A 25,588-nucleotide genomic window follows, 5' to 3' on the forward strand; every position below is an offset into this window, starting at 1 on the left:
AGGTGAGCGTCATGATGTCTGGGGACGGGGCTGTCGCGAGCTCGGACGGCATGCCCGCCGACGACGCTCGGCTCGCCCTCGTGCTCAGTGGTGGCGGCGCGTTCGGTGCCGCGCACGTCGGTGTGCTGCAGGTGCTCGCCGAGCGCGGCATCCGTCCTGGTATCGCCGTCGGGACGAGCTCCGGTGCCCTGGTCGCGGCGGCCTATGCCGCCGGGTTCTCCGTCGAGGCGATCGAGCGGGCGGCGCGCGCGTTCCGGTGGCGACAGATCGCACGGTGGACCGGCGCTGCGCGCTGGGGGCTTCTCGACACCGTGGCGACGACAGAGGCAGTGCAGCGCATCTTCGGCGAGGATCCGCTCATCGAGGATCTCCCTCGCGCCTTCGGTGCCTACGCGACGAACCTGCGCACCCGTCAGGGAGTCATCCTCGATCGCGGACCGTTGAGCATCGCACTGCGCTCCACCATCGCCGTGCCGGGAGTGCTGCCACCAGCGCGCCATCAGGGGATGCTGCTCGCCGATGGCGGGATGGTCGACAACGTCCCCGTCGAGGCGGCGCGTGCCCTCGGCGCGGAACGCGTGATCGTGGTGCGCCTGCATGCCAAGTGGGAGAACGTGCGGATGATGAGGACCGTGACCCGCACGGCTGCGCTCGCCGCCGACGAGTCGGTGCTGCTGATCCAGCCCGAGATGGAGAAGCTGGCGCAGTGGACGATGGGCGATGTGCCGCAGCTCATCGCGGAGGGGCGCCGTGCGGCAGAGGCGGCGTTGCGGGAGACGTCCTTCGTGCCCGGTGCAGACGGCAGCGGAGCGGTCGGCCACCCTCAGGGCTGACGTCGCCGCGCGCCGGGGTGTGCCGTACGAAGAAAGCCCCGACTCCCCGGAGAACGAGGAGCCGGGGCCTTCGGGACGCGGTTACTGCTGACGCATGCGTCGACGCGTGAGCAGGAGCCCGCCGAGCGCCAGCGCTGCGAGCGCGATCCAGACGGCCGACACGAGGAGCTCCCCGCCGGTCTGCGCCAGGCCGTCGGCACCCTCGCCCTGAGCCGCGGTCACGGTCACCGCGATCGCCGCGGGATAGGCGTAGTGCGGGGCGTCCGAGGCCGTCGATCTCTGCAGAGACGCCGAGGATGAGCGCGGCGATCGCGTTCGTCGTGCCGTAGTCGAGAGCGACGCGGGGCACGGTCGAGCGGGTGCTCGTTTATTCGTTCTCCTTGCCGCCGAAGCTGAACGCGAAGAACGGCTGATCGATCGCCACCAGATGGTCAGCAGCCTTCGACATCAGCGCATCGATCCACTCGATAAGACGCACCTTCAGGTCATGCTGACGGGCAGTCGTCGCCGACGCCGTCTGATTCGCCCGCTCGAACGACAGGCCGGCATCAAGAGCGATCGCCGGCACCGACGACGGGGCGACCTGCAACGCCCGTGGGGCGTTCCGAGGAGCGCCGGCGCCGGCGCCGATGAGTTCAATCGCGCGCGCACGGATTCCTAGATCGGGCGACCTTGAGCCATGGTTTACCTCGATTGTGCGTCACCTGGACGCGTTACGTGCGGCTATTGGGCCGATCTTGCTGGGTCTGGGATGCTATGGGGATGAGGAACTCAGCCGACGAATTGCACGCTCTCTTCGCGTTGTGGCGCCAGAGGGTGGTGGATAGTCCGGGAGCGAACATGGGGTCGCTGGTGGACCCCGTGGGGCCGGGCCAGTCCGAGATCGCGAAGGTGTACCGTCTGCTGGATGTTCTCGATCAGCAGCTTAGATATCTCGGAGAGCGTGGGGCGAAGGTAGCCGTGCATCAGCGGAATCTGAGCAAGTGGGGTCGGGTGCCGTTGATGCTGGACATCGGATGGAGCGCAGGCGTCGGCAACCCTGAACATGTGGTCACTGAGGCGACGCTGGATCAGATCGAAGGGCTGAGTTCGTTCTTGGACGGCAAGGTCCTCACATTTGACGACACACGTCTGCCGTCGTTACGCCGGATCGTGGATCAGGCGGACGCGCTACTCACCGATGACCCACATCTCGACCCGACTCTCGCGTCGTACCTCCGGCGACTTCTCGCCGCAATCCGGTCGGCACTCGACGATGAAGCGGCCGGTCGACTGTTCGACTACACCTCTGCCGTCGAGCAGTTGCTCGTCGCGTTCCAGGCCGCCGCCGAGACTGCTGGACCGGAGAACAAAGAAGGGTGGCGGTCGATGGCGAAGCAAATTGTCGTAGGTGTTGCGGTCGGGCTCGGGATCGAGGCTGGCAAGATGCTCGGCATCGAGTCGGCTAGCTGACGAGTGAAATCCCGGTGTCCTCGTAGTGAGGGCCGGCGCTTCGGTCTGGGCGGACTTGTCCACCATCTACGCTCTTTCGTTGCGGGTCTCGCGAACTAATGCGCCTTTCTGTTCTTGGTGGCGCCTACCGATAGATCGCGAGGATGTCTAAGACAAGAGCTGGCCCCCGAACCCAGCTGTCATCCGATTCGCTCGAGGGGCCCTTGCGCGCGATCTCGCGTCTCTTCTCGCGGGACATGACGCTCGATCCGGGCAGCGCCATAAGCGGGTGGGATTCGCCAGCGTGAATCCTCCGCTTGACCTTGCCGACAACTCTGACGTCACCTTCGAGATCTTCCATTTCAACCCGCTGGTGGGCTGGGAGGAGTTGACCGGTGATCCGCCACGCATCGCTATCGGGGGAGCCGATTATCATCAGCCTGTCGCCGAGCAGGTTAGTCATGGTCTCGAGCATCGTCAGTTGGCTAACGTCGATGTTGGCGGCGTTGGGGATGATATCCGAAAGGGCAGAGAGGGACTTCATCGTGTCCACCAACCCCGATCCGCGGTTCAGCATCGACACGAATGCAGGGATTTGGATGTCGCACTCGACGTCGATGAGCGATCCGGTCCCCAGGGTGGGGAACTCAGAGTCCGGATCCATCACCTCTACCCAGCCCGCAGCCTCTGGATCAGCTGAGACCAGGCGCATCAGGCGCTCGAACTGCGCCGGTGGGGTGTCCTTCATCGAGACTGTCTGCTCGCTCTCGTGAGCGGCCTCGCCGCCGCCGCCGAAGCCGCCGAACCCTGCTTTGCCGTGCGCTCCGCGGCTATCCGTGCGGCGATCGCCCACCGCGCTGCGAATTCCCCCTTCGAGTGCGCTCACGTAGTCGGACAGCGCTGCTTCATTGAGGTAGAGGAAATTCTTGAGCATGCTCGATGCCTTTCGTCGCGTCGGGTGTCTGGAGCCTAGCGTGAGTCGACGGGCGCCCCGCCGTGCCGCGGGGGACGCCCTCGCCGAACGCTGGGCTTGATGCGGAGCACAGCCTTCGACAGAACAACGACGACGCCGTCGGCACGTGTCCGGGTTGCGAGCCTGCCGGCGTCGATCCACCTGTACACCTGGGATACGTGCCGTCCGATCAGCGCAGCGACTTCCTTCGCGGTGACCCGCTCCTTGGGTTCCGGCACGCGCGCGGCCAGTGCGTACGCAGATATAGTCCGAATCATGCTGAATGCCTCTGCGTACGCACTACCGGTCACATTTGGGCCACACGAAGCTGACTGGTGGATGGTGGTTGTCACCTCGATAGGAGTAGTCGGCACAATCGTCACGGCAATCTTCGCGATCGTGAGTGCTAGGCAGGCACGTGCCATAGCGGAGGCATCGGAGAAGGCCCGTGTAGAGGCAGAACGCCGTCGGATCTGGGAGGAGTACGAGCTTGCACTGCGTGCGGCAACTGTCGATTTGCTTCGTAGCCTCGGCGAGTACAACGTAGAGCACGACCGGGCGAGCAAAGCGGGAGAGGCGAAACCAGCGCTCTTCTCCGTAATGAGCTCGCTACAAGCATTCGGACTGATCGTCAACGAGAATGACCTTCCGGCGTTTCGACTTTTCTGGCGATGGATGAACGTGGCGCAGAAGAACGTAGCGGAGCGCCGAGTACTGATCCGACGTCTGATGAACTGCATTCGCAAGTGGAAGAGGGGTGAGGTTTCTATCGCCGAAATTGATGCCCGCGTCACAGAGCTCGAAGCAGCTTCCGGGGCGACTCGTCCAGAAGGTTTCTGACGGCGCGTCATTGCATTCAAGGTCATGATGCGTGCTCCAGTTCCTCGTATTCGTCTTGGTTCAGGGCATGGTGGCACTCGTCGTTCGAGCCCCCCGGAGCTGCTGCGCGCTCTCGTGGGAGCCGAGATACCGCTCGCGCTCGTCACCTCATCGCCCCGGCACTGGGTCGACGGATTCGCTCAGCGCGTCGACTTCTCGGCGTTCCGCGCCGTGGTGACCGCCGACGACACGGCCCGCACGAAACCGGCGCCCGATCCGTACCTCGACGGGGCAGAGGCGCTCGGGCTCCCCGCCGCACGCTGCGTCGTCATCGAGGACTCCCTCGTCGGAGCGTGGTCGGCCGTGTCGGCCGGATGCGTGACCGTGGTCGTGGGGGACTCCGCTCGCAGCCTGCCGCCCGGAGCCCATAGGGTCGCGTCGCTCACCGAGGTCGATGTGCCGATGCTGCGCAGGATCGTCGGAGTCGGGGGCTTCTAGGGCCGCAACGCCCGCTGCTACTTGGCGCGTCGGCGGAGGAACCCGACGACGATGAGGATCACCCCGACGATCAGGACCACGGGTCCGATCGTGCCCCACAGCGACGATCCGCTCATCGCCGAACCGCGCAGCACGTTCAGGCCCTGGAGAGTCCACACGGCTCCGATGACGCACAGGAGGATTCCCGAGAGGAGGAACGGCCAGAGTCTCTTCATGATGCACCTCGTTCGATCGGGGGAGACGGCTGTGAACGGGAGAACCGTTCAGATCCTGGCCTCCACGTTCATCATGCTCCTCTGCGGCGAAGATGGCACTGCTGCGTGACGAGTTCTGCATCCCGGCGCTGGTGCACTTCGCTCTCTGGGGCGTCTCGCCCCTCAGATGATCGAGGACAGCCGCTTCTTGCGCAGATTCTCCTTCACGATCCAAGCGACGTCGGGGTCGTCCGTCGAGAGCTCTCGAAAGGCGGCGAGCCCGCGCTCCGGGTCGGCGGCGACCGCGATGCTCCAGCAGTAGCCGAGCGCCTGTCGGAGGTTCCGGGCCGCAGGCTCGGCCCTGCGCTCGCGGGGAAGGGCGATCAGATGCCGGGTGGTTCGGCGGCAGACGTCGATCGCCGAGCCGGCCGCCGTGCCGCTGCGCAACAGCCGCGGCTCGCAGATCGCGGCGGCGGCCACGCGCTGCACGTAGAGGTCGGGGTCATCCGCCCAGGCGTGCACGATCCCGATCAGCACGTCGGGCGACTCGTCTCCGAGGAGTTGCAGGCCGATGACGACGCCCTCGCGCACGCGCCACCGCTCATCCGTCGCCAGCGTGCGGGCCTGTGCGGCGGAGGTCGGCGTGGTCGCTTGTCGGGCGATCGCCGCGGCTGCGCACATCATCGGGTACTCCCCGCCGTCGCGCAGGAGCGCATCGATGGCGGAGCGATCGGCGATGCGGGCGACCGCATCCACCAGGGTCAGGTTGGCGCGCGGGCCGGGGAGTCCGGAGCGGGCCGTGAGGAATTCCGGCCACTGCTCCGGGGCCAGCGCGTGCAGTTCGGCGTGCAGTGCCTGTGACGTCGACATGGCCCGAATGTACTCCTCGTCTCCCGGTCCTCTTGTTCCGCTCGGCTCGGTGGGCGCGTGCGCAGCGCGTCGGCGACCGACAATGAGAAGGCCGGAATGCTATCGACACTCGCCCCGTGGATGAACAGGAAGGCCCCGCCTCTCCTGGGCCGGGAGGCGGGGCCTTCATCGCTGCGAGACGAGGATTCGGGTCACGTCTCGCAGCCGCTGATACGGAGGGGGGATGCCGTATCAGCCGACTCCGTCCATCGCCGAGGTCTCGGTGTTGCCGATGCGGGCGATCACTTCGGGCTGGCGTGCCTTGAGGTACCAGTACCGGGTGAGCGCCGCGAGCACGCAGATGATGAACACGTAGGGGATGACGTTGAACGGGAACGCCGGAACCGGGAACACGTTCGCGAAGAAGACGTAGGCCATGGTGGCGACGGCGATCGTCGCGCAGACCCACACGAGGCCGTTCCGCATGCCGGCGCGCTGCGTGTAGACCACGCAGGCGATCGCGACGAGGGCGTACGCGACCATGTAGCCGTAGGTGCCCCAGGTGTTGACCCAGACCAGGATCTCCATGGGGTCGGCGCCTGCGGTCAGGAAGACGATGTCGACGACGACGGCCAGGGCTCCGGCGGCCAGCAGCACGCGGTGCGGGGTGAGGTGACGTTCGTGCGTGCGACCGAACCGCTCGTGCACGACGCCCTCCTTGCCCATCACGTACACGATGCGGCCGATGACGTTGAGCGGTGCGACGACCACGGCGAAGAACGACGCCGCGACGCCGAACGTCAGCACCGGCGCGAACCAGGCCGGCATGCCGATGAGCTCGGACATGCTCTCCAGCGGGCTCGCCGCGGTGGCCAGGTCGTCGCCGAGGACGGCGATCTGGGTGTACGCCGCGAACACGTAGAGGATGCCGACCGTGAGCGCACTCCACATGATCGCGCGGGGAATGGCCTTGTACGGGTTCTTCGCCTCACGACCGAGGGCGTCGGCCGAGGAGAATCCGACGAAACCGAGGATTCCGAGCACCATGCCGGCGGCGATGCCCTGGAACGAGGATCCCTCGGCCAGCAGCTGCGCCGGATCCCATGCTCCTGGTCCTGCCCAGACGAGCGCGGAGATCAGCAGCACGAGGATGATCGCGACGGACAGGAGCTCGAGCACCAGGGACACGCGTGCGGAGAGTCGGATGCCGCGGATGGTGAACAGCGTCGCGAGACCGCCGAGCACGATCGCGAGGCCGATGCTCCAGCCGAGACCGGATGCGGGGACTCCAAGCAGGGTCAGGAACTGGCTCATGTACGAGACAGACCCCATGAGGGACGCGGCCGCGATGCCGAAGCATCCGATCAGCAGTGTCGCGCCGGCGAGGTACGCGCCGGCCGGGCCGAGGCCCTTCGACACGTAGGTGTAGAGCGAGCCGGCGGACGCGTGCTTGCGGGCGAACACCACGACGCAGTAGCCGACGCAGAGGATGACGATCGTCGCGAGACCGAACGCGTAGATGGTGCCGTTGCCGGCGCCGAGGAAGATCGCGGCGGCGGTGAAGGCGATCACGGCGCTGGGCGCGATGTTGGCGATCGCCTGGGCGGCCAGCTCGGGGCCGCTCATCACGCCGCGACGCAGGCCGGCGTCGGTCGGCGTGCCGGGTGGTTGCTGCGGGGCTGTCGTGGTCAAGGGGTGCTCCTTCGCATCGGGTCTTGTCGGAGTGGGGGAGTGCGGGGTAAGGGAGGGGACGGAGTGCGGGTCAGGGGATGAGGAGGGTGCGCAGCGCCTGGCCGGATTCCAGCTCGGCGAACGCCTCGGCGGCCTCTGCGAGCGGGCGACGGGAGGAGATCAGCGGATCGAGGATCAGCTGGCCGTCCATGTACCGGTCGACGAGTGCCGGGATGTCGATGGCCGGGCGCACCGAGCCGTAGTTCGAGCCGAGGATGCGCTGGTCGGCCTCTGCCAGCACCAGGGGCTCGAACGACGCGCGCGCGCCGGTCGGCGGGAGGCCGACGATCACGGCGGCACCACCGAGACCGAGCATCTCGATGGACTGCTCGGTGGTCACGGTGCGGCCGATCGCGTCGAACGCGTAGTCGACACCGTCGGGGAGGAGTGCGCGCAGCTGCGCGACCGCGTCGCCGTCGGGGGCGACGATCTGGTCGGTGGCGCCGAACTGCGCCGCCAGGCGGGTCTTGTCCTCGCGCACGTCGATCGCGATGATCCGCTCAGCGCCCGCGAGGCGTGCGCCCTGGATGACGTTCAGGCCGACGCCGCCGCATCCGATCACGGCGACGAGCGCGCCCGGTTCGACGCCGGCAGTGTTCATGACGGCGCCGACACCCGTCGCGACCGCGCATCCGACGACGGCGATGACGTCGAGCGGAGCATCGTCGCGCACCTTGATGGCACCGGATGCGGGCACCACGACTTCCTCTGCGAACGAGGAGACGCCGAGGTAGTGGTGGATCGTCTCGCCGTCCTTGCTCAGGCGCGAGGTGCCGTCGAAGAGCACGCCGTGCGGGGCGACGACCGTGGCCACCTTCTGGCAGCGGGCTTCGTGACCGGAACGGCAGTACCGGCACTCGCCGCACGGCGGCACCCAACTGAGCACCACGTGGTCGCCCACGGCGAGCGAGGTCACGCCCTCGCCGAGTTCGACGACCACACCGGAGCCTTCATGGCCCATGACCATCGGTGCTGCTGCCGTCCACTCGCCGCGCTTGACGTGCAGGTCGGAGTGGCAGACGCCCGCGGCGGCGATCTTCACGCGCACCTCACCGGCAGACGGCGGTGCGAGCTGCACCTCGGTGTGCTCGATCGGACTGTCGGTGTCGCGGAATACGATGGCCCGCATGTGGCCCCCTTCGTTCGTTTAGGTCGGGCCCCATCGTAGGAACGCACCGGCCTTCCTGTCATTCATCCAAATGATGAGTAGCGGCGCTCGATATCGACATTCTTTATACTTCGAGGCATGACGCGAGATCTGGCATCGATCGCTCGACTGCTCGGCGCGACCCTGCTCGACGGTGGTTCGTTGGGCGCACGCGCTCCCGTGTCGAGCGTCGTCCCGCTCGCGGACTTCGCCGTCGTGCCGCATCCGCAGTTCGCGACCCTCGTCGTCGGCGGGCCGGCGGAGGTCGCCTCCGCCCTCGCCGGCGAGGAGCGCGGCGCTCCGCTGCGGCTCGCCGTCGTGGTGGTCACCGGCATGCTGGATCCCGTGCCCGACGGAGTCACCGCGATCGTCGGGCCCGCGATGGATCCGGCTGTCGTGCTGCCCACTCTGCAGGCGCTGCTCGCCACCGATGCGGCGGCGGAGGATCGCGCCGTGCTCGCCGCCACCAAGGTGCTGGCGCTGGCGGCGCGCCGCAGCGGAGTGGCCGGCGTGGTCGCCGAACTCGCCCGGCGCCTCGACGGATGGGCGGTGCTGCTCGATCGCGACGCGCAGCCGATCGCCTCCGCCGGGGCGGGAGCCCTGCATGTGGGGGACGCCGTGGCGGTGGCGTTCAATCGTCCGGTCCGCGTGCGCAGCCGCGCGCTGCAGGTGCACCCGGTCGGCACGGATGAGGACATGTCGGCGTTCCTGGTCGTGACCGCGCGCAGCGGATCCACGAGCCGGGCGCGCGACCTGAGCTCGCAGGCCGCTGCGCTGCTCGATCTGCTCCTGCGAACCCACGACGGCAGCCGTACCGAACGGCTCGGTCGGGCCACGATGATGCGCGTGCTCGAAGAAGGTGGACCCGCCGCACTCGCCTTGGCGAAGGACTGGGGTGTGCGCGACCGCACGCTGGCCGCTTTCGCGCTCTCCGCTCGGTCCGCCGACGTGGATGCCGAGCGGGCGGTCATCCACTGGCTCGAAGATCTCGGGGCGCCGCATCTGCTCTCCGCCTCGCACGGCATCGTGACCGGCTTCGCGCGCGAGGAGCACATCGAGGAGATCGCGCGGCGCGCGGCGGCGTTCACCGTGCCGCTGCACCTCGGGCTCGGCTCGCCGGCCCCGATCGACGCGCTCGCCGGCTCTGTGGAGGAGTCGCGTCGCGCCCACGAGGTCGCCGTGGCCGAGGGGCGCGGGGTGGTGCGCTACCGCGGCATGCCGACCATCGACCTCGTCCTCGACCGGCTGTCGCCACCGGATGCGCGCCGGCTGGCGTCGGTGCTGGAACCCCTCCGGGAGGACGACCTCCTCGACACGCTGCGGGGGTTCCTGGCCGAGAACGGTGCCTGGGGCGCGGCGGCCGCGCGACTCGGGGTGCACCGGCAGACGCTGGCCGCCCGTGTGCGCCGGATCGAGCAGCTCACCGGACTCTCGATGTCGAGCCCCGACGACAGGGCGGCCGCCTGGATCGCGTTGCGGGCGCAGGCGTAGGCGAGCCTCCGAACGGCGAAATATCTGCGGAGTGAGACCTCCGTGCGGATAGATTGAATGCATGTTCAGTCAAAACGAATCCCCGTCCATCTCGCGGCGCGCCGTCATCACCTCCGCCGCGTGGGCGGTGCCGGTCGTGGCGGTGGCGGTGGCGACGCCTCTCGCGGCGGCGAGCAGAGGTGCCGACCAGTTCGCGCTGGCGCTGCAGTCGGCGTCGATCACGCTCCCGCCGAACAACATCTTCCCCGGATTCGCGTACCTCACCGTGACGAACACGTCGCCGTCGGCGCTCACGGCGGTCACGCTGAGTGTCTCGGGGATGGCGCCCGGCGCTTTCAGTGTCGGCGTCGGTGGCGGTGGGCCGTGGCGGATCATCTCGGGTGACGCCTCGACGCTCGTCGTCGGATGGACCGGGAGCATCGCCGAGGGGCAGAGCACTCCGACTCTCACCCTGACGGTCAACTACCTCGGCAGCACGCCGCCGCCCGTGATCGGCGTTCTGACGATCACGCCGGTCGGAGCCTCCGGCGTCTCGTCCGCCACGCTCACGGCGACCACAACGTGACCCCTTGCGGGCCTCGTCCAGGGTGACGAGGCCCGCAACGGGGTGTTCCGCGATGGGAGATCGGTGTGCTCGGGTGCGCACCGACCGTCGCGGGGAACAGGCACCCCTCTCGATTTCTCCGGCTCCCCAGCCGGATTCTCAAGGGGTGCTGCCACCAAGGTGTGGCGCCTCTGTTCCTTGCTTCTCGGTTCAGCGCCCCAGACGCTTCCCCTGTGTAGCCCCAGCTACGTTGATCGAGACTAGCGCGAAAACCCGTGTCCCCCAAATGGGGGACACGGGTTTTTGCTGAGAGTTTCCTGAGGGTCGCCGTCCCTCGGCCGGGGCGGGGTTGCTGCCTGGATGACGGTGCGCGCGGTGGTGACATCCGTTGCCCCTGGGGTGTCTCGACGGTAGGCGGATTCGCCGGCGTAGGCCGCTTCGCGGTGAGGTCTCCTACCGCGGCGCATTCGCCTTCCTGCGGGGCGATCGTTGCGTGGGGTCCATAGTTGCACTTTTGCAACTAATAGGCGTATAGTTGACTCTTATCAACTTTCTACGCAGGAGCTCTTCCCCGTGACAACACCCTCTTCCTCCTCGGTCTCCGAGGCGACGCGATCGCCTCGTGAGGTCTTCACCGCGATCTCCGGACTCGTCGTCGGCATGTTCGTCGCCGTGCTCTCCGGCACCGTGGTCTCGACCTCGATGCCGGTCATCATCGCCGACCTCGGCGGCACCCAGTCCCAGTACACCTGGGTCATCACGGCGAGCCTGCTGGCGACCGCCGTCTCCACGCCCATCTGGGGCAAGCTCGCCGACCTGGTCGACCGCAAGATCCTGGTGCAGCTCTCGCTCATCATCTTCACGGTCGGCACCGTCATCGCCGGCTTCTCGACCGACACGAACATGCTGATCGCCGTGCGCGTCGTGCAGGGCATCGGCGTCGGTGGCCTGATGTCGCTCGTGATGATCGCCGTGGCCCTCATCATCTCCCCGCGTGAGCGCGGCAAGTACATGGGCGTGGTCGGCGGCATCATGGCGCTCGGCACCATCGGCGGCCCGCTGCTCGGCGGCCTGCTCACCGATGTGTGGGGCTGGCGCTCCAACTTCTTCGTCGGCGTGCCGTTCGCGATCCTCGCCATCGTGCTGCTGCAGTTCACGCTGCACCTGCCGAAGCCCCAGCGCGACACCAAGGTGTCGATCGACTACTTCGGCATCGTGCTGCTCGCCGTCGGTGTGTCGACTCTCCTCATCTGGGTCTCGATGGGCGGCAGCCAGTTCGACTGGGACTCCTCGACGAGCATCATGCTCGCCGTGACCGCGGGTGTCGCGATCGCAGGCTTCATCACGGTCGAGTTCTTCGTCAAGGAACCGATCGTCCCGATGTCGCTGTTCCGCAACCGCACCTTCACGCTGTCGGTCATCGCCTCGATCGCCATCGGCGTCTCGATGTTCGCCACCTCGGTGTTCCTGGCGCAGTACTTCCAGCTCGCCCGTGGCGCCACGCCCACCGAGTCGGGCCTCATGACGATCCCGATGATCATCGGCCAGATGGGCGCGTCGATCATCATCGGCCAGCTCGTCAGCCGCTTCGGAAAGTGGAAGGGCTGGATGCTCACGGGCGCCGCGCTGACCACGATCGGCGTCAGCCTGATGTCGACGCTGCGCTACGACACCCCGTTCCCGCTGGTGGCCGTCTACATGTTCGTCCTGGGTGCGGGTCTCGGCATGGTCATGCAGAACCTGACGCTCATCGTGCAGAACGACACGCCCCCGCGCCAGCTCGGTGCGGCCTCCTCGAACGTGAACTTCTTCCGTACGATCGCCGGCACCATCGGCGTCACGGTCATGGGCGCCATGCTCTCGACGAGCGTCGCCACCTACATGACCGACGCCCTCAAGGGCTTCACGCCGACCACGCAGGATGAGGTCGACGCGCTGCAGCACCTCGCCTCGGGTGACGTGCCGAAGGTCACGCAGCTTCCCGACACGATCCGCGCGATCGTCGAGGGGGCATACGGTCACGGCATCGCCGACGCCTTCATCATCGCGATCCCGCTCGCGGTGATCTCGATCATCGCGATCGCGTTCATCAGGAACAAGCCGCTGTCGACCAAGAACGCCGCGGAGCAGCTGCGCGAGCAGGCCGAGGAGTCGGTGATCGAGGTCGCCGAAGCCGAGGTCGGTGCGTCGCTGGCCACCGGGTCCATCCGGATCGCCGGCACCGAGTCCACGACGCCGTCCACCGGATCGGTGACGGTGCTCGAGCGCGAGGACCGGGAGCCGGGGCGCTGACATGGTCACCTCGGAAGCGGCGATGTCTTCGGACGTCGACACTGCCCTCAGCGACCTGCAGACCCATCTGAACCTGATCTTCGCGAGGACGCGGACTCTGTGGAAGGAGTCCGCGGCCCGCATCGATCCGGAACTGCAGGTCGGTGGCTACAAGCTGCTGACGTTCATCGAACGGGCCGACACGGCGAATGCGCACGAGCTCGCGGAACGGTTCGAGATGGACAAGTCCGTCATCAGCCGTCAGGTGCGGATGCTGGAGGAGCTGGGTCTGCTCGAATCGCGTCCGGACGAGCGCGACGGCCGTCAGCGGGTGCTGACGGCGACGCCCTCGGCCCGCGCCGCCCTCAGCGAGCTGCGCCGCGACCACGCCACACGCCTGCGGACCGTCGTGGCAGGGTTGACGCAGGACGAGATCAATGCGGCGTCCAAGGTCTTCCGGCTGCTGTCCGAGGTCTGATCGAAGCCCCCGCCGTCGCTCTGACGGCGGGGGCTTCGCCGTAAGCTGGCGATCATGAGCGCCTCGTCCGACGACCCCGCCCGACCCGCAGCGCCGGACGCCGTCGAGAACCCCGATCTCGATCAGGCGGTCTCCCGCGTCGAGCACGAGCTCGGGCGTCTCTTCGCCCGGATCCGGGTGAGCTGGCGAGAGGCGGCGGCGACCGTGCATCCGGATCTGCAGCCGCTGGGGTACCAGGTCCTGACATCGATCGCGACGGGCAAGGCGACCTCGGCCGGGGCCATCATCGAGCGCCTGCAGACCGACAAGTCCGCCGTCAGCCGGCATGTGCGTCAGCTCGAACAGCTGGGTCTGGTCGAGAGCGTGCGTGACCCGGAAGACCGCCGGGCCCGCGTCCTGGTCGCGACCGAACTCGCACAGGAGCGGGTGGCCCTCGCCCGCTCGCGCTACGAGGCCCGCCTCGGCGAACGACTGCGGCGCTGGTCCGCCGAGGACCTCGATCACTTCGCCGAACTGCTCGCCGCCTTCGGCGACTGAGCGTCGGCAGCACGACGGGACGGAACCGTGGACGACCGCATCGGATTCATCGGCCTCGGCGTCATGGGGCAGCCCATGGCCCTCAACCTCGCGCGCGCGGGCATCTCGCTGCTGGTGTGGAATCGCACGGATGGACGCGCGGAGCCGCTGCGCGCCGCCGGGGCAGAGGTGGCTGCAGACGTCGACGAGGTGTTCCGACGGACCTCGACAGTCTTCCTGATGCTCGTCGACGAACAGGTCACCGATGAAGTGCTCGGTCGTGGGACGACCGCCTTCGCCGAGAGGGTCGGATGGCACCTGATCGTCTCCACCGGCTCGACCTCGCCGGAGTACTCGCGTGGCCTCGCGTCCGATATCCGCGCCGCAGGAGGGCGATTCGTCGAGTCGCCCGTGTCCGGGTCGCGGATCCCGGCGGAGGCGGGCCAGCTCGTCGCGCTCGTCGGTGGCGACGCAGATGACGTCAGCGAGATCGCACCGCTGCTCGAGCCCCTGACGAAGACTGTCATCCACTGCGGTCCGGTCGGTCACGGGCTGCTCATGAAGCTCGCCGTGAACCACTATCTCGTCATCAGCATCGCCGGCCTCGCGGAGGCCGTGCATTTCGCCGATGGGCACGGCCTCGATCTCGACGTGCTGAGCACGGCGCTGAACTCCGGTCAGCTCGCCAGCGACATCACTCGCGCCAAGCTGCCCAAGCTCGCCGCGCGCGAGTTCAGCGTGCAGGCGGCCACCGCGGACGGCCTGGCGAACGCACGTCTCGTCTCGAGGTCCGCGCAGGCTCGGGGTGTCGCGAGCCCGCTGCTCGACGTCTCCGAAGAGCTGTATCGCGAGGCTGTCGCCCTCGGCAACGCGCGCATCGACATGAGCTCGGTGATCGACGCCATCGCGGCGAGGGACTCTGCGGGGCACGCGGGATCGTGACGTCCGAACGTCGCGCAGAGATGCGCGACGTTCGGACGACGGCGGCGCGCGCCCGCGCGATCACCCCTCCGTCGGGTTCGGTGCGGTCAGGTCGGTGTCGTCGCTCTGCTCGGGGCCACGCTCCGGCTTGCGGCGGCGCAGAAGCGCCAGTCCGCCGCCGACGACACCGGCCGTGATTCCCAGGCCGGCCAGAAGCGGGCTGAAGACTCCGCCGGTGTTCGCGAGCGGGTCCGACCCTGATCCGGAGCCGGACGAGTTCCCTCCGCTGGCGGGAGGCCCGGCCTTGCCCACCACAGTGATCGGCGTGGACGTGGTCTCTCCCCACGCGTCGATCGCGACGATCTCGTGCGGGCCGGTCTCGACCTGGGGCACCCGGAAGGTGAGCCGCGCCGCGCCTTCCGCATCGGAACGTACGACGCCCAGCACCTGCGGTGTCGAGTGGAGCTCCACGGTGACGTCGCTGGACGGCTCGAATCCGGTGAGGGAGAGGGTGACGGTGTCGCCGACGCGCACCGTGCTCGTGCTGAGGCTGAGCGCCGCGGCTCCGGGGGTGGGCGAGTCGGCGGGGCCGAGGTCGCGCATCGGCTTGCCCGTGCGCGGATCGGCCGGACGCACGGTGCGGCGCTCCCCGTCGACGACGACCACGATCGGTTCGCTGTGGGGTGCCTTGTCGGCGACCACGTCGTAGGTGGCGACCTTGCCGTCTCGCCAGGTGGCGCTCACGCGGTAGCCGCCCCGGGCGCGCAGACCCGTGAAGGAACCCGATGCGGCCCAGTCCGCCGGCAGCGCGGGCAGGAGTCGGATCACCCCGCCATGGCTCTGCAGCAGCATCTCGATGATGCCTCCGACGATGCCGAAGTTGCCGTCGAGCTGGAACGGCGGGTGGTCCGCCCACAGGTTCTGCAACGTGTTGAACGTCAGGAGACCGCGCACCATGGTCCGCGCACGCTCCGCCTCGCCCAGCCGGGCGAACAGGGCGGTGCGCCACGGCCAGGTCCACGACCGGCGGCTGTCTCCGGACACGGTCGCCGCGGTGAAGGGCACGCCCTCCTTCTCGCCGCAGCGCGCTTTGAGCGACACGAGGGCCGCGGCGGCGAGCTCCGGCGTCTCGGGGGTGATCTGGCGACCCGGGTACACGGCGAACAGATGCGAGGTGTGGCGGTGCAGGTCGTTCGGGTCGTCGCGGTCGGCCTGCCACTCCTGCAGCTGACCCCACTGCCCGATCTTGTTCCCGGCCAGTCGGCCCCACATGTCGGCGACCTTCGTCCGGTACTCGTCATCGATATCGAGCGCGGTCGCGACCTCGATGTAGTTGCGGAACAGATCCCAGATGATCTGCTGGTCGTGCATGACGCCGTCCTCGCGAGGACCGTGCTCGGGTGACCAGCCGTTCGGTGCGACGAGCGTGCCGTCGGGAAGCTCCTTGAGCTCGTCCTCCCAGAACTCGCAGATCTCCTTGATCAGCGGATAGGCGAGGTCGCGCAGGTACTTCTCGTCCTGCGTGAACGCCCAGTGCTCGTAGAGGTGCTGCGCGTACCAGGCGCTCGCGATGGTGTTCCACTCCCAGCCGTTGCCGCCGAAGATGCTCTGCGAGGTGCGGGCGGTCCACCCGCGCTTGTCCGCCCCGAAGGCCTTCTGCGTCGCGACGCGGCTCGGCACGGCGACCTGCTGGATGAAGGCCGCGAGCGCCTCGTGCGACTCCGACAGGTCGGAGGTCTCGGCACCCCAGTAGTTCATCTGGACGTTGATGTTGGTGTGGTAATCGCTGGCCCATGCCGGCGAATTGCTCGCGTTCCAGAGCCCCTGCAGGTTGGCGGGGAGGCCACCCGGCTTCGAGGAGCTGAGCAGCAGATAGCGCCCGTAGGCGTACATGGTCTGCTCCAACGTGGGGTCGGCCTCGCCAGCGGCGTAGCGCGTGAGCCGCCGGTCCGTCGGAAGGGCGAGCACGGCGCCATCCGACTGTCCCCACTCGACGGCGGCGCGCTGCATGAGCCCTCCGACGTGAGCGACGTGCTTCGCGCGAAGGTCATCCCAGGAGCGGCCGGACGCGGCGGCGAGCGCCCGCTCGATCTTCGGCCCCGGTGCCTCTCCTCGCCAACCGTCCGCGGCGCTCATCCTGTAGTCCGTCCGGGCATCGAGCAGCAATGTGAGCCGCGAGGCTCCCTCGACGCGCAGGCCGTTCTGCTCTGCCGTGATCGTGCCGTCGGTGTCGATGATCTTCGCCGCTGCCGCGTACTCGAGGGCATTGGCCATCCTGCCGGAGAAGCTCAACCGCCCTGCCCCGGCGTCTGCGACGGTCTGCGGGCCGTCGTCCTGGTGCGTGCTCAGGGTGAGGAGTGCCGTGAGCGACTTCTCCCGATCGGCGGTGAGTCGCACCACGATGAGATCGGCCTCGCGGCTGGCGAAGGCTTCCCGCAGGACGGTGCCGTTCGGGGTGGCGAAATGAGTGGTGTGCACGCCGACCGCGATGTCCAGCGCGCGGCGGTAGTCGACGACCGTGCGTCGACTCGCTGTGCTGAAGCCCTTGCCGGTGAAGATGATGCCGGCGATCCTGAATGCTCTCGGCGCGACGATCGTCAGTCGGTACACCGCGTACGCGGTCGTGTTGGCGAAGGCGAACTCGCGAGGACCGCGCTCGGCGAACGACTCACCGGTCCGGCTGTCGAGCGTCTTCCAGGTGAGAGCGTCGTTCGATCCCGACACGGTCCATGCGCTCGGATCGGCGCCGGCTCCCGCGGAGGGCGTGAGCACATAGCCGTCGAGGGCTCGTTTCGAGTCGGTCTCGAGCTGCCAGATGGCTCCGGAGCCCGCATCCGCCACTTCCCAGACGGTGGCGGGATCCGCATCCACACTGCCCAGAAGCGAGTCGGCGTGACCGCTGGGCGAGGACGCGAAGACAGTGCCGCTCCCCGCCAGGACGACTCCGCTGAGGGCGATCTCGGCGACCTGGAAGTGACTGACGCCCATCTTCGGCAGGAACACGAACCGGTAGAACGCGAAGGCGGCGGCGTTCGCGAAGGAGTAGTCCTTCGCGAGCTTTCGTGTCGCGAAGGGTGCTTCGGAGCGCTCGTCGAGAGTCACCCAGTCGGAACCGTCGGTGGACCCCTCGAACCTCCAGTCCTGCGGATCCCGTGCCGGCACATCGTTGGCGCTGGTCAGGGAGTATCCGGACACGACGCTGGGCTCCGCCAGCTGCGCCTGCCAGATGACCTCGGCGGGCGGGCCGTCGATGCACCATTTCGAGTCCGCGCTCCCGTCGTACGTCTGAGCGACGGTCTCGCTGCCGGAGTTGTTGTAGGGACCGCCGGGGGCGGTGACCGTGTTGGTGGCGCTGAAGCTCATCGAGAGGTCGCCGAAATCCCGGAAGGACCCGAATCCGGTGACGGACGTGTCGAAGTCTCCGTCCCAATCGTTCATCCCACCCCAGAAGCTCTGCTCGCTGAAGTGGACGATCTCGCGGTCCGGGTTGCCGAAGAGATTCGCTCCCAGTCGCGCGTTGCCGATCGGCAGCGATTGCTGCTCCCAGCTCACCGCGGGAGTGCCGTACCAGAGCGCGTGAGCCGAGAGCTCCGGGCGCGCGATGGCGCCCGCTGCGGCGACCTGAGGTCGGAAGGTCGCAGGGATCGCGCTGGCCGCGGCAGGCCGGGCGGAGAGGAACTGTGGAGCGAAAGCAGCGGCGGCCGCAAGGCCACCCAGCTGCAGTGCGCCGCGACGAGAGATCGGTTCTTTCAACATGAAAATCCTCCGGAGCATCATCGATCAGAGTGAGAATTGCCTATAAACGAGGTAATAGGCGAAACCGGTCACAATCCTTCCTGAAAATTCATCCGATGTCTAGGAGTGCTTCTCCGGGCGGGGACGCCGGCGAGGGGAGGGCGAGCGCGCGCACGACCTCTGGTTCGTCATAGCGGCGCGGGGGAGGATGGACGGATGACTGACAACCCGTACGCATCCCGGCCGTGGCTCAGCTCCTACGCGGAGGGCGTCCCCGCCGAGATCGACGAGCCGACGCAGACCCTGCCCGAGATGATGGCGGCGAGCGTGCGCTCGTTCGGCCGGCGCCCCGCCCTCGAGTTCTTCGGCGCGGTCACCTCCTACCGCGAGCTGGGCGATCAGATCGAGCGCGCCGCCGAGGGATTGCGGCGACTCGGAGTCGGCGCGGGTGACCGGGTGGCGCTCGTGCTGCCCAACTGTCCCGCACACGTCGTGGCGTTCTATGCGATTCTTCGTCTCGGCGCGATCGTCGTCGAGCACAATCCGCTCTACACGGCCCGTGAGCTGCGGCACCAGTTCGAAGACCACGGGGCCCGCGTCGCGATCGTGTGGGACAAGGTCGCCGACACGGTCGCAGGCTTCCCCGCCGACCTCACGGTCGAGCACATCGTGAGCGTCGATCTGACGGCGGCGATGCCGCTGTCGAAGCGTCTGCTGCTGCGTCTGCCGGTGCCGAAGGCGCGCGAGTCGAGGGGCAAGCTGACGGCGACGCCGAAGGCGCATCATCTGACGCCGTGGAAGAAGCTGGTCGATCACCGGAGGCTCTCGCGGCGCATCCCCGGGCCGACGCTGCACGACACCGCGCTGCTGCAGTACACGAGCGGCACGACCGGTGTGCCCAAGGGCGCGATCCTGACCCACGCGAACCTGCGTGCCAACGCGATGCAGGGGCGCGCCTGGGTGCCGGGGCTCGTCGATGGCGAGGAGACCTTCTACGGGGTGCTCCCGCTGTTCCACGCGTATGGGATGACGCTCTGCCTCACGTTCGCGATGAGCATCGGCGCGAAGCTCGTGCTGTTCCCCACGTTCGACCTCGGGCTGGTCACCGCCGCAGCGCGGACGAGTCCGCCCACGTTCCTTCCCGCGGTGCCGCCGATCTACGACCAGCTGGCACGCGCTGCTGCTCGGGGAACCATCGATCTCTCGACCGTCCGGTTCGCGATCTCGGGAGCGATGAGCCTCCCCGTCGCCACGGTACAGCGGTGGGAGGAGGCGACCGGCGGCCTGCTCGTCGAAGGCTACGGGATGACCGAGAGCTCACCGGTCGCACTGGGCAACCCGATGGGACCCACGCGCCGGCCGGGGACTGTCGGGGTGCCCTTCCCGAGTACGGAGATCCGCGTCGTCGACCCGTCAGACACCGATGTCGACGTGCCGGCCGGAGAGCGGGGCGAGCTGCTCATCCGCGGTCCGCAGGTGTTCCAGGGCTATTGGGGTCGTCGCGGCGAGACAGCCGATGTGCTGCTCGCCGACGGATGGTTGCGCACCGGCGACATCGCCGAGGTGTCGGCGGACGGTTTCGTGACGATTGTGGACCGGCTCAAGGAGCTCATCATCACCGGTGGCTTCAACGTGTCGCCCAGTGAGGTGGAGGATGCGCTGGAGGCGCATCCCGATATCGTCGCCGCGGCCGTCGTCGGTCTGCCGCGATCCAACGGCGGAGAAGAGGTCGCCGCGGCGGTCGTGCTGCGCGAGGGCGCCGAGCTCGACGCGGGTGCTCTGCGCGACTTCTGTCGCACCCGGCTCACGCCCTACAAGGTGCCCAAGCGCATCGTCGTGGTCGACGACCTTCCTCGTTCCCTCATCGGCAAGGTGCTGCGGAGGCAGGTGCGGGAGCGACTGCTGGAGGGGCGGTGAGCGGCTTCCGCCGCTCCCTCATCCGTCTGCCGTCTCGCCCAACCGGAACTCGATCCACGCGGTCGTGACCTCGCCACCGTCGAGCGAGGGGCACCGTCCGGCGGCGAGCGCCTCGGTCAGCACCGGCACATCGGATGCCTGGGGTTCGATCGCGCAGGCGATGATGCCTCCGCCGCGACTCTCGCGCAGTGCCCAGAACCAGAGGTAGGGCCAGGCGTCTCCGTCCCACGAGACCTCGGCGCGGATGTCGAGATCCGCATGCGCGATCGCGTAGCGATGCGCGGCGAGCCGCTCGCTGAAGAGCATGGCGTGCACGGCGTCGTCGGGGAAGCGGCGCAGGTCGATGACGTCTCCGGCGACCGTCGGGAACGACGCGAGAGCGCCCGTCGCCGGATCGTGCGGTGCGCTGTCGTGTGCGCCGACGACGACGGTTCCGCGCAGCGGGCCGTCGGGAACATCGATCAGGGCTCCCTGGAGGAAGGCCTCGCCGAAGGTGAGGTGCTGTCCCCAGAGGTAGGGAGTGCGGCGCGCGGAGGTGTTGGTGATGGTCTCCTCGATGCGCAGCACCGCCGCATCGGTCGACAGGGTGATGGTCTTGGAGAGTGCGAACGGCAGATCGGCGCTGACACACGAGAGCGCCACCACGATCTCCGACCCCGCCGCAGCGGTGACCTCGGCCGACCAGACGGCATGCTGCACGTCGCCGTGCGCGGTGAGCGGCCGGCCCCCGAAGTCGCACGCGACACCGGCGTTGGGGAACAGCTCATACCATCCGCCCACGGCGTACCCGCGGGATCCTGCGGGGTCCTTGTAGAGAAGATCCACGCCCGAACGGCGATCGATCAGCGCGTACAGATGGGCGCCATGGTCCACGTTGATCGAGACGGTCATCCGCTCGTTGGACAGGTGCAGGCACCGATCGCCGTCGAGGATCTCGTCGACGACCGCGAGGGTGTCGACCGGCGTCGTCACGCGGATTCGCCGACGTCGAGCCGACGGAAGTTCACGTCGAGCTGCTCCAGCCTCTCCAGGTGCGCGGGAAGCGTGTCGGTGAGGAAGGTCCCGTCGTCGGGGGTGCCCCAGACGACATCCGCGAAGACGCAGGCCCGGGGGAACGCCATGTACTCGACCTGCGCTGTGGTCGAGAGGTACTCGCTCCACAGCTGGAACTGGGAACCGAGGATCCGTGACCGCTGGGCATCGGGGATGCCGGCAGGGACGGGCTGATACGCGCGGACGGCCGCGAGGTCGAGGAGCGGGCCGTGCGCGAGAGGCTCCGTCTCTTCATCCCCCTGGTAGAAGTCGAAGTACGTGTTCTCCTGCGGAGCCATCACGACGTCGTGGCCCAGCGCCGAGGCGATGAGTCCCCCCTCCTCGCCTCGCCACGACATGACGGCCGCGGCCGGAGGCAGGCCGCCCTCGAGGATCTCGTCCCACCCGATCACGCGGCGACCGCGCTCGTGCACGAATGCGGTGATCTGGCTGAGGAACCAGCTCTGCAACTCGTCCTCGTCGGCCAGCCCCTCCTCGCGCATTCGCTGCTGTGCCTCGGCGCTGGCGCGCCACTCGTCCTTCGGGCATTCATCTGCACCCAGGTGCACGAACTCGAAGGGGAAGATCTCGAAGACGACCTCGAGCACGTCACGGCAGAACTGCAGAGTCCGATCCGATACCGAGTACACATGGGGCGAGACGCCCCATCCGCGCCCGACCTCCACTTCGGTGCCGTTGCCGAGCCAGGGGTAGGCGGCGATCGCGGCCTGTGCATGCCCGGGCATCTCGATCTCCGGCAGGACGTCGATCCCGAGCCGCGCGGCGTGCGCCACGAAGCCCTCGAGATCGGCGCGGGTGTAGAAGCCGCCGTGGCGGATGCCGTCGTGCGGCAGGTCATCCGACCACGGAGGGACGTGGCGTCCGCGCACCGTGCCGTCGCGCCAGGCGGCGACCTCCGTGAGCCTCGGATAGGCGGGGATCTCAATCCGCCACCCCTGGTCCTCGGTGAGGTGCAGATGGAACCGGTTGAACTTGTGGAGCGCGATGAGGTCGATGAAGCGATGCACGAACTCCGGCGGCATGAAATGCCGGGCGGTGTCGAGGTGCGCGCCGCGCCAGGAGAGCGCAGGGCGGTCGGCGATGCGCACCGCCGGCACAGACCACACGATGCCCGACCGGAGCTCGGGGGAGAAGGCCTCCGCGGGCAGCAGCTGCCGGATCGTCTGCACCGCGTGCAGTGCTCCGCGTCGACCGGAGGCGTGCACGAGGATCGACTGTGCGTCGACCGCGACGCGGTACTCCTCGTCGGCGAGGCTCTGGTCGACGAGGAAGCGGATGCCGCCGATGTCTCCGACCGTCAAGGGAAGACCTGTCGCCGGGCGCAGCAGCTCGCCGAGCAGCTGCGCCGCGTCGCCGAGCCCCGCATCCGCGCTGATCCTCGTCGAGGAATCGAGCACGAACGGGGGTTCCTCGCACTCGACGAGCGAGACAGGACGCGGCACGATGTGTATCGTCACGGGGCGGGCTCCTTCGCCGGATCGTCGATGAACTGCTCGGTGAACGCGACCGCACGATCGAGGAACGCGTCGACGAGGGTCTTGCCGATCTCCGGCGACGCGCGACGCGGATCACCGAGTGCGCCGTTCGCGGACCAGCGCGAGAACGGCTGCGGCAGATCGACGCGGCCGCCGGGGGAGTCGGTGAAGCCGTCGAGAGGGGCGATCTCCGCCGGTCCCGTCAGGGCATCGGTGTGGACGAGCGAGGGATCGCACTCCAGCGCGAGCGACGTCTCGATCTCGCAGGCGTGGTGATAGCGATGCCCCGGCTCGAAGTAGGCCGGGGTCAGGTCGCCGATCAGCTGCCCCCACATCAGGTGCGCCACGGAGCAGCCCAGGTCACGCCCGATCTCGCGGGCGGCGAGCCGTGTCGCATCGGTGTTGCCACCGTGCCCGTTCACGACGACGACCTTCGTGATGCCGTTCGCCACGAGAGACTCGCACACGTCGCGCAGGAACGCCAGGAGTGTGGCCGGTCGCAGGGTGAGCGTGCCGGCGAAACCGAGATGATGCTCCGACAGCCCGTACGCCAGGGGCGGGCACAGGATCGATCTCTCGCCCAGGCTCTGATCGAGGCGCCGGGCCAGCTCGGTCGCGATGGCGATGTCGGTGCGCAGATCGAGGTGCGGGCCGTGCTGCTCGGTCGCACCGATGGGGATGATCGCCACGGAGGCGCGCGCGAGCGCGCTCGCCGCCTCGACCGTGGTGAGGGTGGACAGCGCGGTCACTGGTCGTCCTCCAGCTGCAGGCGGATCGCGACGACACCCTTCGGGGGGACGCGCGCGGTGAGCGTGTGACCGGAGTACCGCACGGGGAAGGCCACATCGCCGCTCAACGACCGGGCGCCGACGATCCGCCTCTCGGCGGTGAACTGCGCATCGCGGAACCGGTACTCGGTGTTGTGCAGGATGACCTCCGCGCTCGTGTGCGAGGAGACGCCGACGACCACCTGCACGCTCGTGCTCGCTCCGGGCGTGCCGAGCGGCCCGCCGTCGCCGAGACTCGGACGGAGCACGCTCGCCGCCTGCGCCACGAGTGCGCTCGGCGGGAGCTGCATGGGCAGTTCGATCAACCAGGTCTCGATCACCTCGTCGTATTCGGACGAGGGGCGGAAGTCCTGCTGCTGGGCCGTGTGCGCGACCGCGCCGGACTCGCGTTCGGACTGGACGGTCAGTCGCCAGGAGCCGGCGAACTCCAGCGGGGTGCCCACCGGTCCCAACGAGACGACGCGGTCGTGCGACGCATGGATCTCCGCCAGGAGCTCGTCGGGGTAGAGGTCGGGTCGCAGGATCAGCACCGGTCCGCGGACGGACTGGTGCTCTTCCGCCGGGGCGACCGTGCCCACGACGGCTCCGGCACGGAACAGGCTGCTGAGGAGGGTGTGCGTGTGCGCGACGCGATCGTCGATGAACCGCTCGACCTCGGCCTCGAGCGTGCTCGGCGAGTAGAGCAGCGTGAAGCCGCCGGGGTCGACGCGTGGTGCGGCGTCGCACGTGGTGCGCAACCGGTCCAGGTGCGCCCAGACATCGGGGGAGATCCCGTCGGCGAGGCAGTAGAGGCTCGCGTCCAGGCAGGGCGTGCTCTCGGATGCGGCGGGAGCGACGGCCCGCAGCGCGGTCAGCAGGCGCTGGTCGCGCTCGAGCATCGCGGGCGCCGTGTGCACCACGTCCCACTGCTCGTAGGTGTCGTGCACCGAGACCAGCCCCGCGAGCGGAACGTGAGGGAGGTGGGCGCGGATCAACAGGACCGCGGCCATCTGCCCGTGGATCGGCGGGTACGTCGGAGCCTCCAGCATCTCCACGCCGGCTGCGACGGTCTCCAGCACGAAGCCGTCCACGCCGGCGGACACCAGCGTGCGGTAGTCGACGCCGAAGCGGTAGAGGGCTTCGAAAGGATCGCGCATCCACGCGTTGTTGAGCATGACGGTCGCCCCGAGCCGGTGCAGGCTGTCGGCCACCGTCGTCCAGAACTCCTCCCATCGCCGAGCGATGAACGAGATCCACTCCTGGCGAGCGGAGGCCCAGATCCAGGTCGCGCGCTCGGCCGTGAACCCTGCGGGAACCAGCGCTCCGCGGTGCTCCTCGAACTGCGCGATCATGTCATCCGAGAAGTCGGCCGCCCACAGCGGCAGCCGCGGGCTCGACAGTCCGTCGGCGCCGTGCAGCCCGTCGAAACCGTAGTACGCGAACACCGCGGTCAGGCCGGCGACGAGCGTGTCGACATAGGCGCTGCCGTCGGCCAGACGACCGAGCGGGTTGATCAGGCCGTGCCGTTTCGCACCGGTACGGTCGGTGACCGTGAGCTCAGGGTGATCGCGGTTCCAGCCGCCCTGCTGCGTGTGCCCGTCGAGCTCGAACTGGTAGAGGTCGAAGATCGCGAAGAACACCGCGACACCGGCATCCTGCAGTCCGCGCACGAGTCCGCGCAGCTCGGCCCTCGTCCAGTCCTGCCGGGGGCCGCGCACGGCGACCGGCCGGGCGGCGTAGGAGGTGCACTCGGTCGGGATCAGGCCGTCGTCGTCATCGGCGTGCGCGTGCACGAACTCGGCGCTGAACAGGAGCAGGGAGAGTCGCTCGGGGCGCTCGCCCATGTCGCCGAGCACGGCGCCGACGCCGAAGTCGGGGAGCGTGTTGTCGAACCCGATGAGTTCGATCCAGACGTGCTTCGCCGGGGAGGCGGCACGACCGTTCTCGAGGGAGGAGGACGGCATCG

General features: G+C 68.5%; 22 protein-coding genes and 1 pseudogene. 12 read left to right on the forward strand and 11 right to left on the reverse strand.

What is annotated here, in order from left to right; translation table 11 throughout:
* The first annotated feature begins 11 nt into the window (after nt 1–11).
* Entirely contained in the window at nt 12–833 is an 822-nt protein-coding gene (locus FB560_RS01475) for a patatin-like phospholipase family protein (protein ID WP_141870736.1), read from the forward strand.
* Between the two features lie 81 nt (nt 834–914).
* Here FB560_RS01475 and FB560_RS01480 read toward each other — a convergent pair whose 3' ends face one another.
* The gene (locus FB560_RS01480; protein ID WP_170198011.1) at nt 915–1,061 is read right to left on the reverse strand and encodes an LPXTG cell wall anchor domain-containing protein; all 147 of its coding nucleotides are present in this window, start codon (nt 1,059–1,061) and stop codon (nt 915–917) included.
* A gap of 97 nt (nt 1,062–1,158) precedes the next feature.
* Between FB560_RS01480 and FB560_RS21115 the strand changes: the two are divergent.
* Both FB560_RS21115 and FB560_RS01490 read left to right on the forward strand, forming a co-directional pair.
* Nucleotides 1,159–1,494: pseudogene (locus FB560_RS21115) on the forward strand (hypothetical protein); the annotation flags it as partial.
* Nucleotides 1,495–1,595: 101 nt separating this feature from the next.
* Nucleotides 1,596–2,285, forward strand: a complete 690-nt coding sequence (locus tag FB560_RS01490) for a hypothetical protein (RefSeq protein WP_141870738.1) — start codon at nt 1,596–1,598, stop codon at nt 2,283–2,285.
* Between the two features lie 124 nt (nt 2,286–2,409).
* Here the strand turns inward: FB560_RS01490 and FB560_RS01495 are convergent, their stop codons facing one another.
* Complete coding sequence (locus FB560_RS01495) at nt 2,410–3,198, reverse strand: DUF6414 family protein (protein WP_141870739.1); 789 nt, start codon at nt 3,196–3,198, stop codon at nt 2,410–2,412.
* 294 nt (nt 3,199–3,492) lie between these two features.
* Here FB560_RS01495 and FB560_RS01500 point away from each other — a divergent pair, with 294 nt between their 5' ends.
* Both FB560_RS01500 and FB560_RS01505 read left to right on the forward strand, forming a co-directional pair.
* Nucleotides 3,493–4,056: a hypothetical protein gene (locus FB560_RS01500; protein ID WP_141870740.1), complete on the forward strand. Its 564-nt coding sequence runs from the start codon at nt 3,493–3,495 to the stop codon at nt 4,054–4,056.
* 27 nt (nt 4,057–4,083) lie between these two features.
* Entirely contained in the window at nt 4,084–4,533 is a 450-nt protein-coding gene (locus FB560_RS01505; protein ID WP_267901907.1) for an HAD family hydrolase, read from the forward strand.
* Nucleotides 4,534–4,550: 17 nt separating this feature from the next.
* Here the strand turns inward: FB560_RS01505 and FB560_RS01510 are convergent, their stop codons facing one another.
* The 4 genes from FB560_RS01510 to FB560_RS01525 all read right to left on the reverse strand — a co-directional run bounded on the left by FB560_RS01510 (nt 4,551) and on the right by FB560_RS01525 (nt 8,436).
* Entirely contained in the window at nt 4,551–4,748 is a 198-nt protein-coding gene (locus FB560_RS01510) for a hypothetical protein (RefSeq protein WP_141870742.1), read from the reverse strand.
* A gap of 162 nt (nt 4,749–4,910) precedes the next feature.
* Complete coding sequence (locus FB560_RS01515) at nt 4,911–5,597, reverse strand: HEAT repeat domain-containing protein (RefSeq protein WP_141870743.1); 687 nt, start codon at nt 5,595–5,597, stop codon at nt 4,911–4,913.
* A 231-nt stretch (nt 5,598–5,828) separates the two neighbouring features.
* Entirely contained in the window at nt 5,829–7,202 is a 1,374-nt protein-coding gene (locus FB560_RS01520; protein WP_141873071.1) for an APC family permease, read from the reverse strand.
* A gap of 136 nt (nt 7,203–7,338) precedes the next feature.
* Nucleotides 7,339–8,436, reverse strand: coding sequence for an alcohol dehydrogenase catalytic domain-containing protein (locus FB560_RS01525; protein ID WP_141870744.1), 1,098 nt, complete (start codon nt 8,434–8,436; stop codon nt 7,339–7,341).
* Between the two features lie 117 nt (nt 8,437–8,553).
* On the opposite strand from FB560_RS01525, the gene FB560_RS01530 reads away from it, so the two are divergent.
* The 6 genes from FB560_RS01530 to FB560_RS01555 all read left to right on the forward strand — a co-directional run bounded on the left by FB560_RS01530 (nt 8,554) and on the right by FB560_RS01555 (nt 14,696).
* Complete coding sequence (locus tag FB560_RS01530) at nt 8,554–9,945, forward strand: PucR family transcriptional regulator (RefSeq protein WP_141870745.1); 1,392 nt, start codon at nt 8,554–8,556, stop codon at nt 9,943–9,945.
* A gap of 61 nt (nt 9,946–10,006) precedes the next feature.
* Complete coding sequence (locus tag FB560_RS01535; protein ID WP_141870746.1) at nt 10,007–10,510, forward strand: hypothetical protein; 504 nt, start codon at nt 10,007–10,009, stop codon at nt 10,508–10,510.
* A gap of 639 nt (nt 10,511–11,149) precedes the next feature.
* Complete coding sequence (locus tag FB560_RS01540) at nt 11,150–12,781, forward strand: DHA2 family efflux MFS transporter permease subunit (protein ID WP_407662556.1); 1,632 nt, start codon at nt 11,150–11,152, stop codon at nt 12,779–12,781.
* A 22-nt stretch (nt 12,782–12,803) separates the two neighbouring features.
* A complete protein-coding gene (locus FB560_RS01545; protein WP_229673429.1) occupies nt 12,804–13,238 on the forward strand; it encodes a MarR family winged helix-turn-helix transcriptional regulator in 435 nt (144 codons plus the stop codon).
* Nucleotides 13,239–13,292: 54 nt separating this feature from the next.
* Nucleotides 13,293–13,775 (forward strand): MarR family winged helix-turn-helix transcriptional regulator, encoded by a 483-nt coding sequence (locus tag FB560_RS01550; RefSeq protein WP_141870749.1) that lies wholly within the window; start codon nt 13,293–13,295, stop codon nt 13,773–13,775.
* A 27-nt stretch (nt 13,776–13,802) separates the two neighbouring features.
* Entirely contained in the window at nt 13,803–14,696 is an 894-nt protein-coding gene (locus tag FB560_RS01555) for an NAD(P)-dependent oxidoreductase (RefSeq protein WP_211349932.1), read from the forward strand.
* Nucleotides 14,697–14,756: 60 nt separating this feature from the next.
* On the opposite strand, the gene FB560_RS01560 is transcribed toward FB560_RS01555, so the two are convergent.
* Nucleotides 14,757–18,431, reverse strand: a complete 3,675-nt coding sequence (locus tag FB560_RS01560) for a glycosyl hydrolase family 95 catalytic domain-containing protein (protein ID WP_141870750.1) — start codon at nt 18,429–18,431, stop codon at nt 14,757–14,759.
* Between the two features lie 195 nt (nt 18,432–18,626).
* Here FB560_RS01560 and FB560_RS01565 point away from each other — a divergent pair, with 195 nt between their 5' ends.
* Entirely contained in the window at nt 18,627–20,327 is a 1,701-nt protein-coding gene (locus tag FB560_RS01565) for a long-chain-fatty-acid--CoA ligase (protein WP_141870751.1), read from the forward strand.
* Between the two features lie 18 nt (nt 20,328–20,345).
* Here the strand turns inward: FB560_RS01565 and FB560_RS01570 are convergent, their stop codons facing one another.
* Genes FB560_RS01570 through FB560_RS20620 form a run of 4 tightly spaced genes read right to left on the reverse strand, consistent with a single transcriptional unit; the run spans nt 20,346 to nt 25,586 of the window.
* Nucleotides 20,346–21,299, reverse strand: coding sequence for an aldose epimerase family protein (locus FB560_RS01570; RefSeq protein ID WP_141870752.1), 954 nt, complete (start codon nt 21,297–21,299; stop codon nt 20,346–20,348).
* A complete protein-coding gene (locus tag FB560_RS01575) occupies nt 21,296–22,837 on the reverse strand; it encodes a beta-N-acetylhexosaminidase (protein ID WP_211349933.1) in 1,542 nt (513 codons plus the stop codon). Before FB560_RS01575 ends, FB560_RS01570 begins: the two co-directional genes overlap by 4 nt.
* Nucleotides 22,834–23,604 carry a creatininase family protein gene (locus FB560_RS20615; protein WP_170198013.1) on the reverse strand — a complete coding sequence of 257 codons (771 nt, stop codon included), beginning with the start codon at nt 23,602–23,604 and terminating at the stop codon, nt 22,834–22,836. The genes FB560_RS01575 and FB560_RS20615 overlap by 4 nt, the downstream gene beginning before the upstream one ends.
* Nucleotides 23,601–25,586 (reverse strand): hypothetical protein, encoded by a 1,986-nt coding sequence (locus tag FB560_RS20620; protein ID WP_170198014.1) that lies wholly within the window; start codon nt 25,584–25,586, stop codon nt 23,601–23,603. Before FB560_RS20620 ends, FB560_RS20615 begins: the two co-directional genes overlap by 4 nt.
* Between the last annotated feature and the right edge of the window lie 2 nt (nt 25,587–25,588).

The sequence above is a fragment of the Microbacterium saperdae genome (assembly GCF_006716345.1).
Taxonomy (GTDB): domain Bacteria; phylum Actinomycetota; class Actinomycetes; order Actinomycetales; family Microbacteriaceae; genus Microbacterium; species Microbacterium saperdae.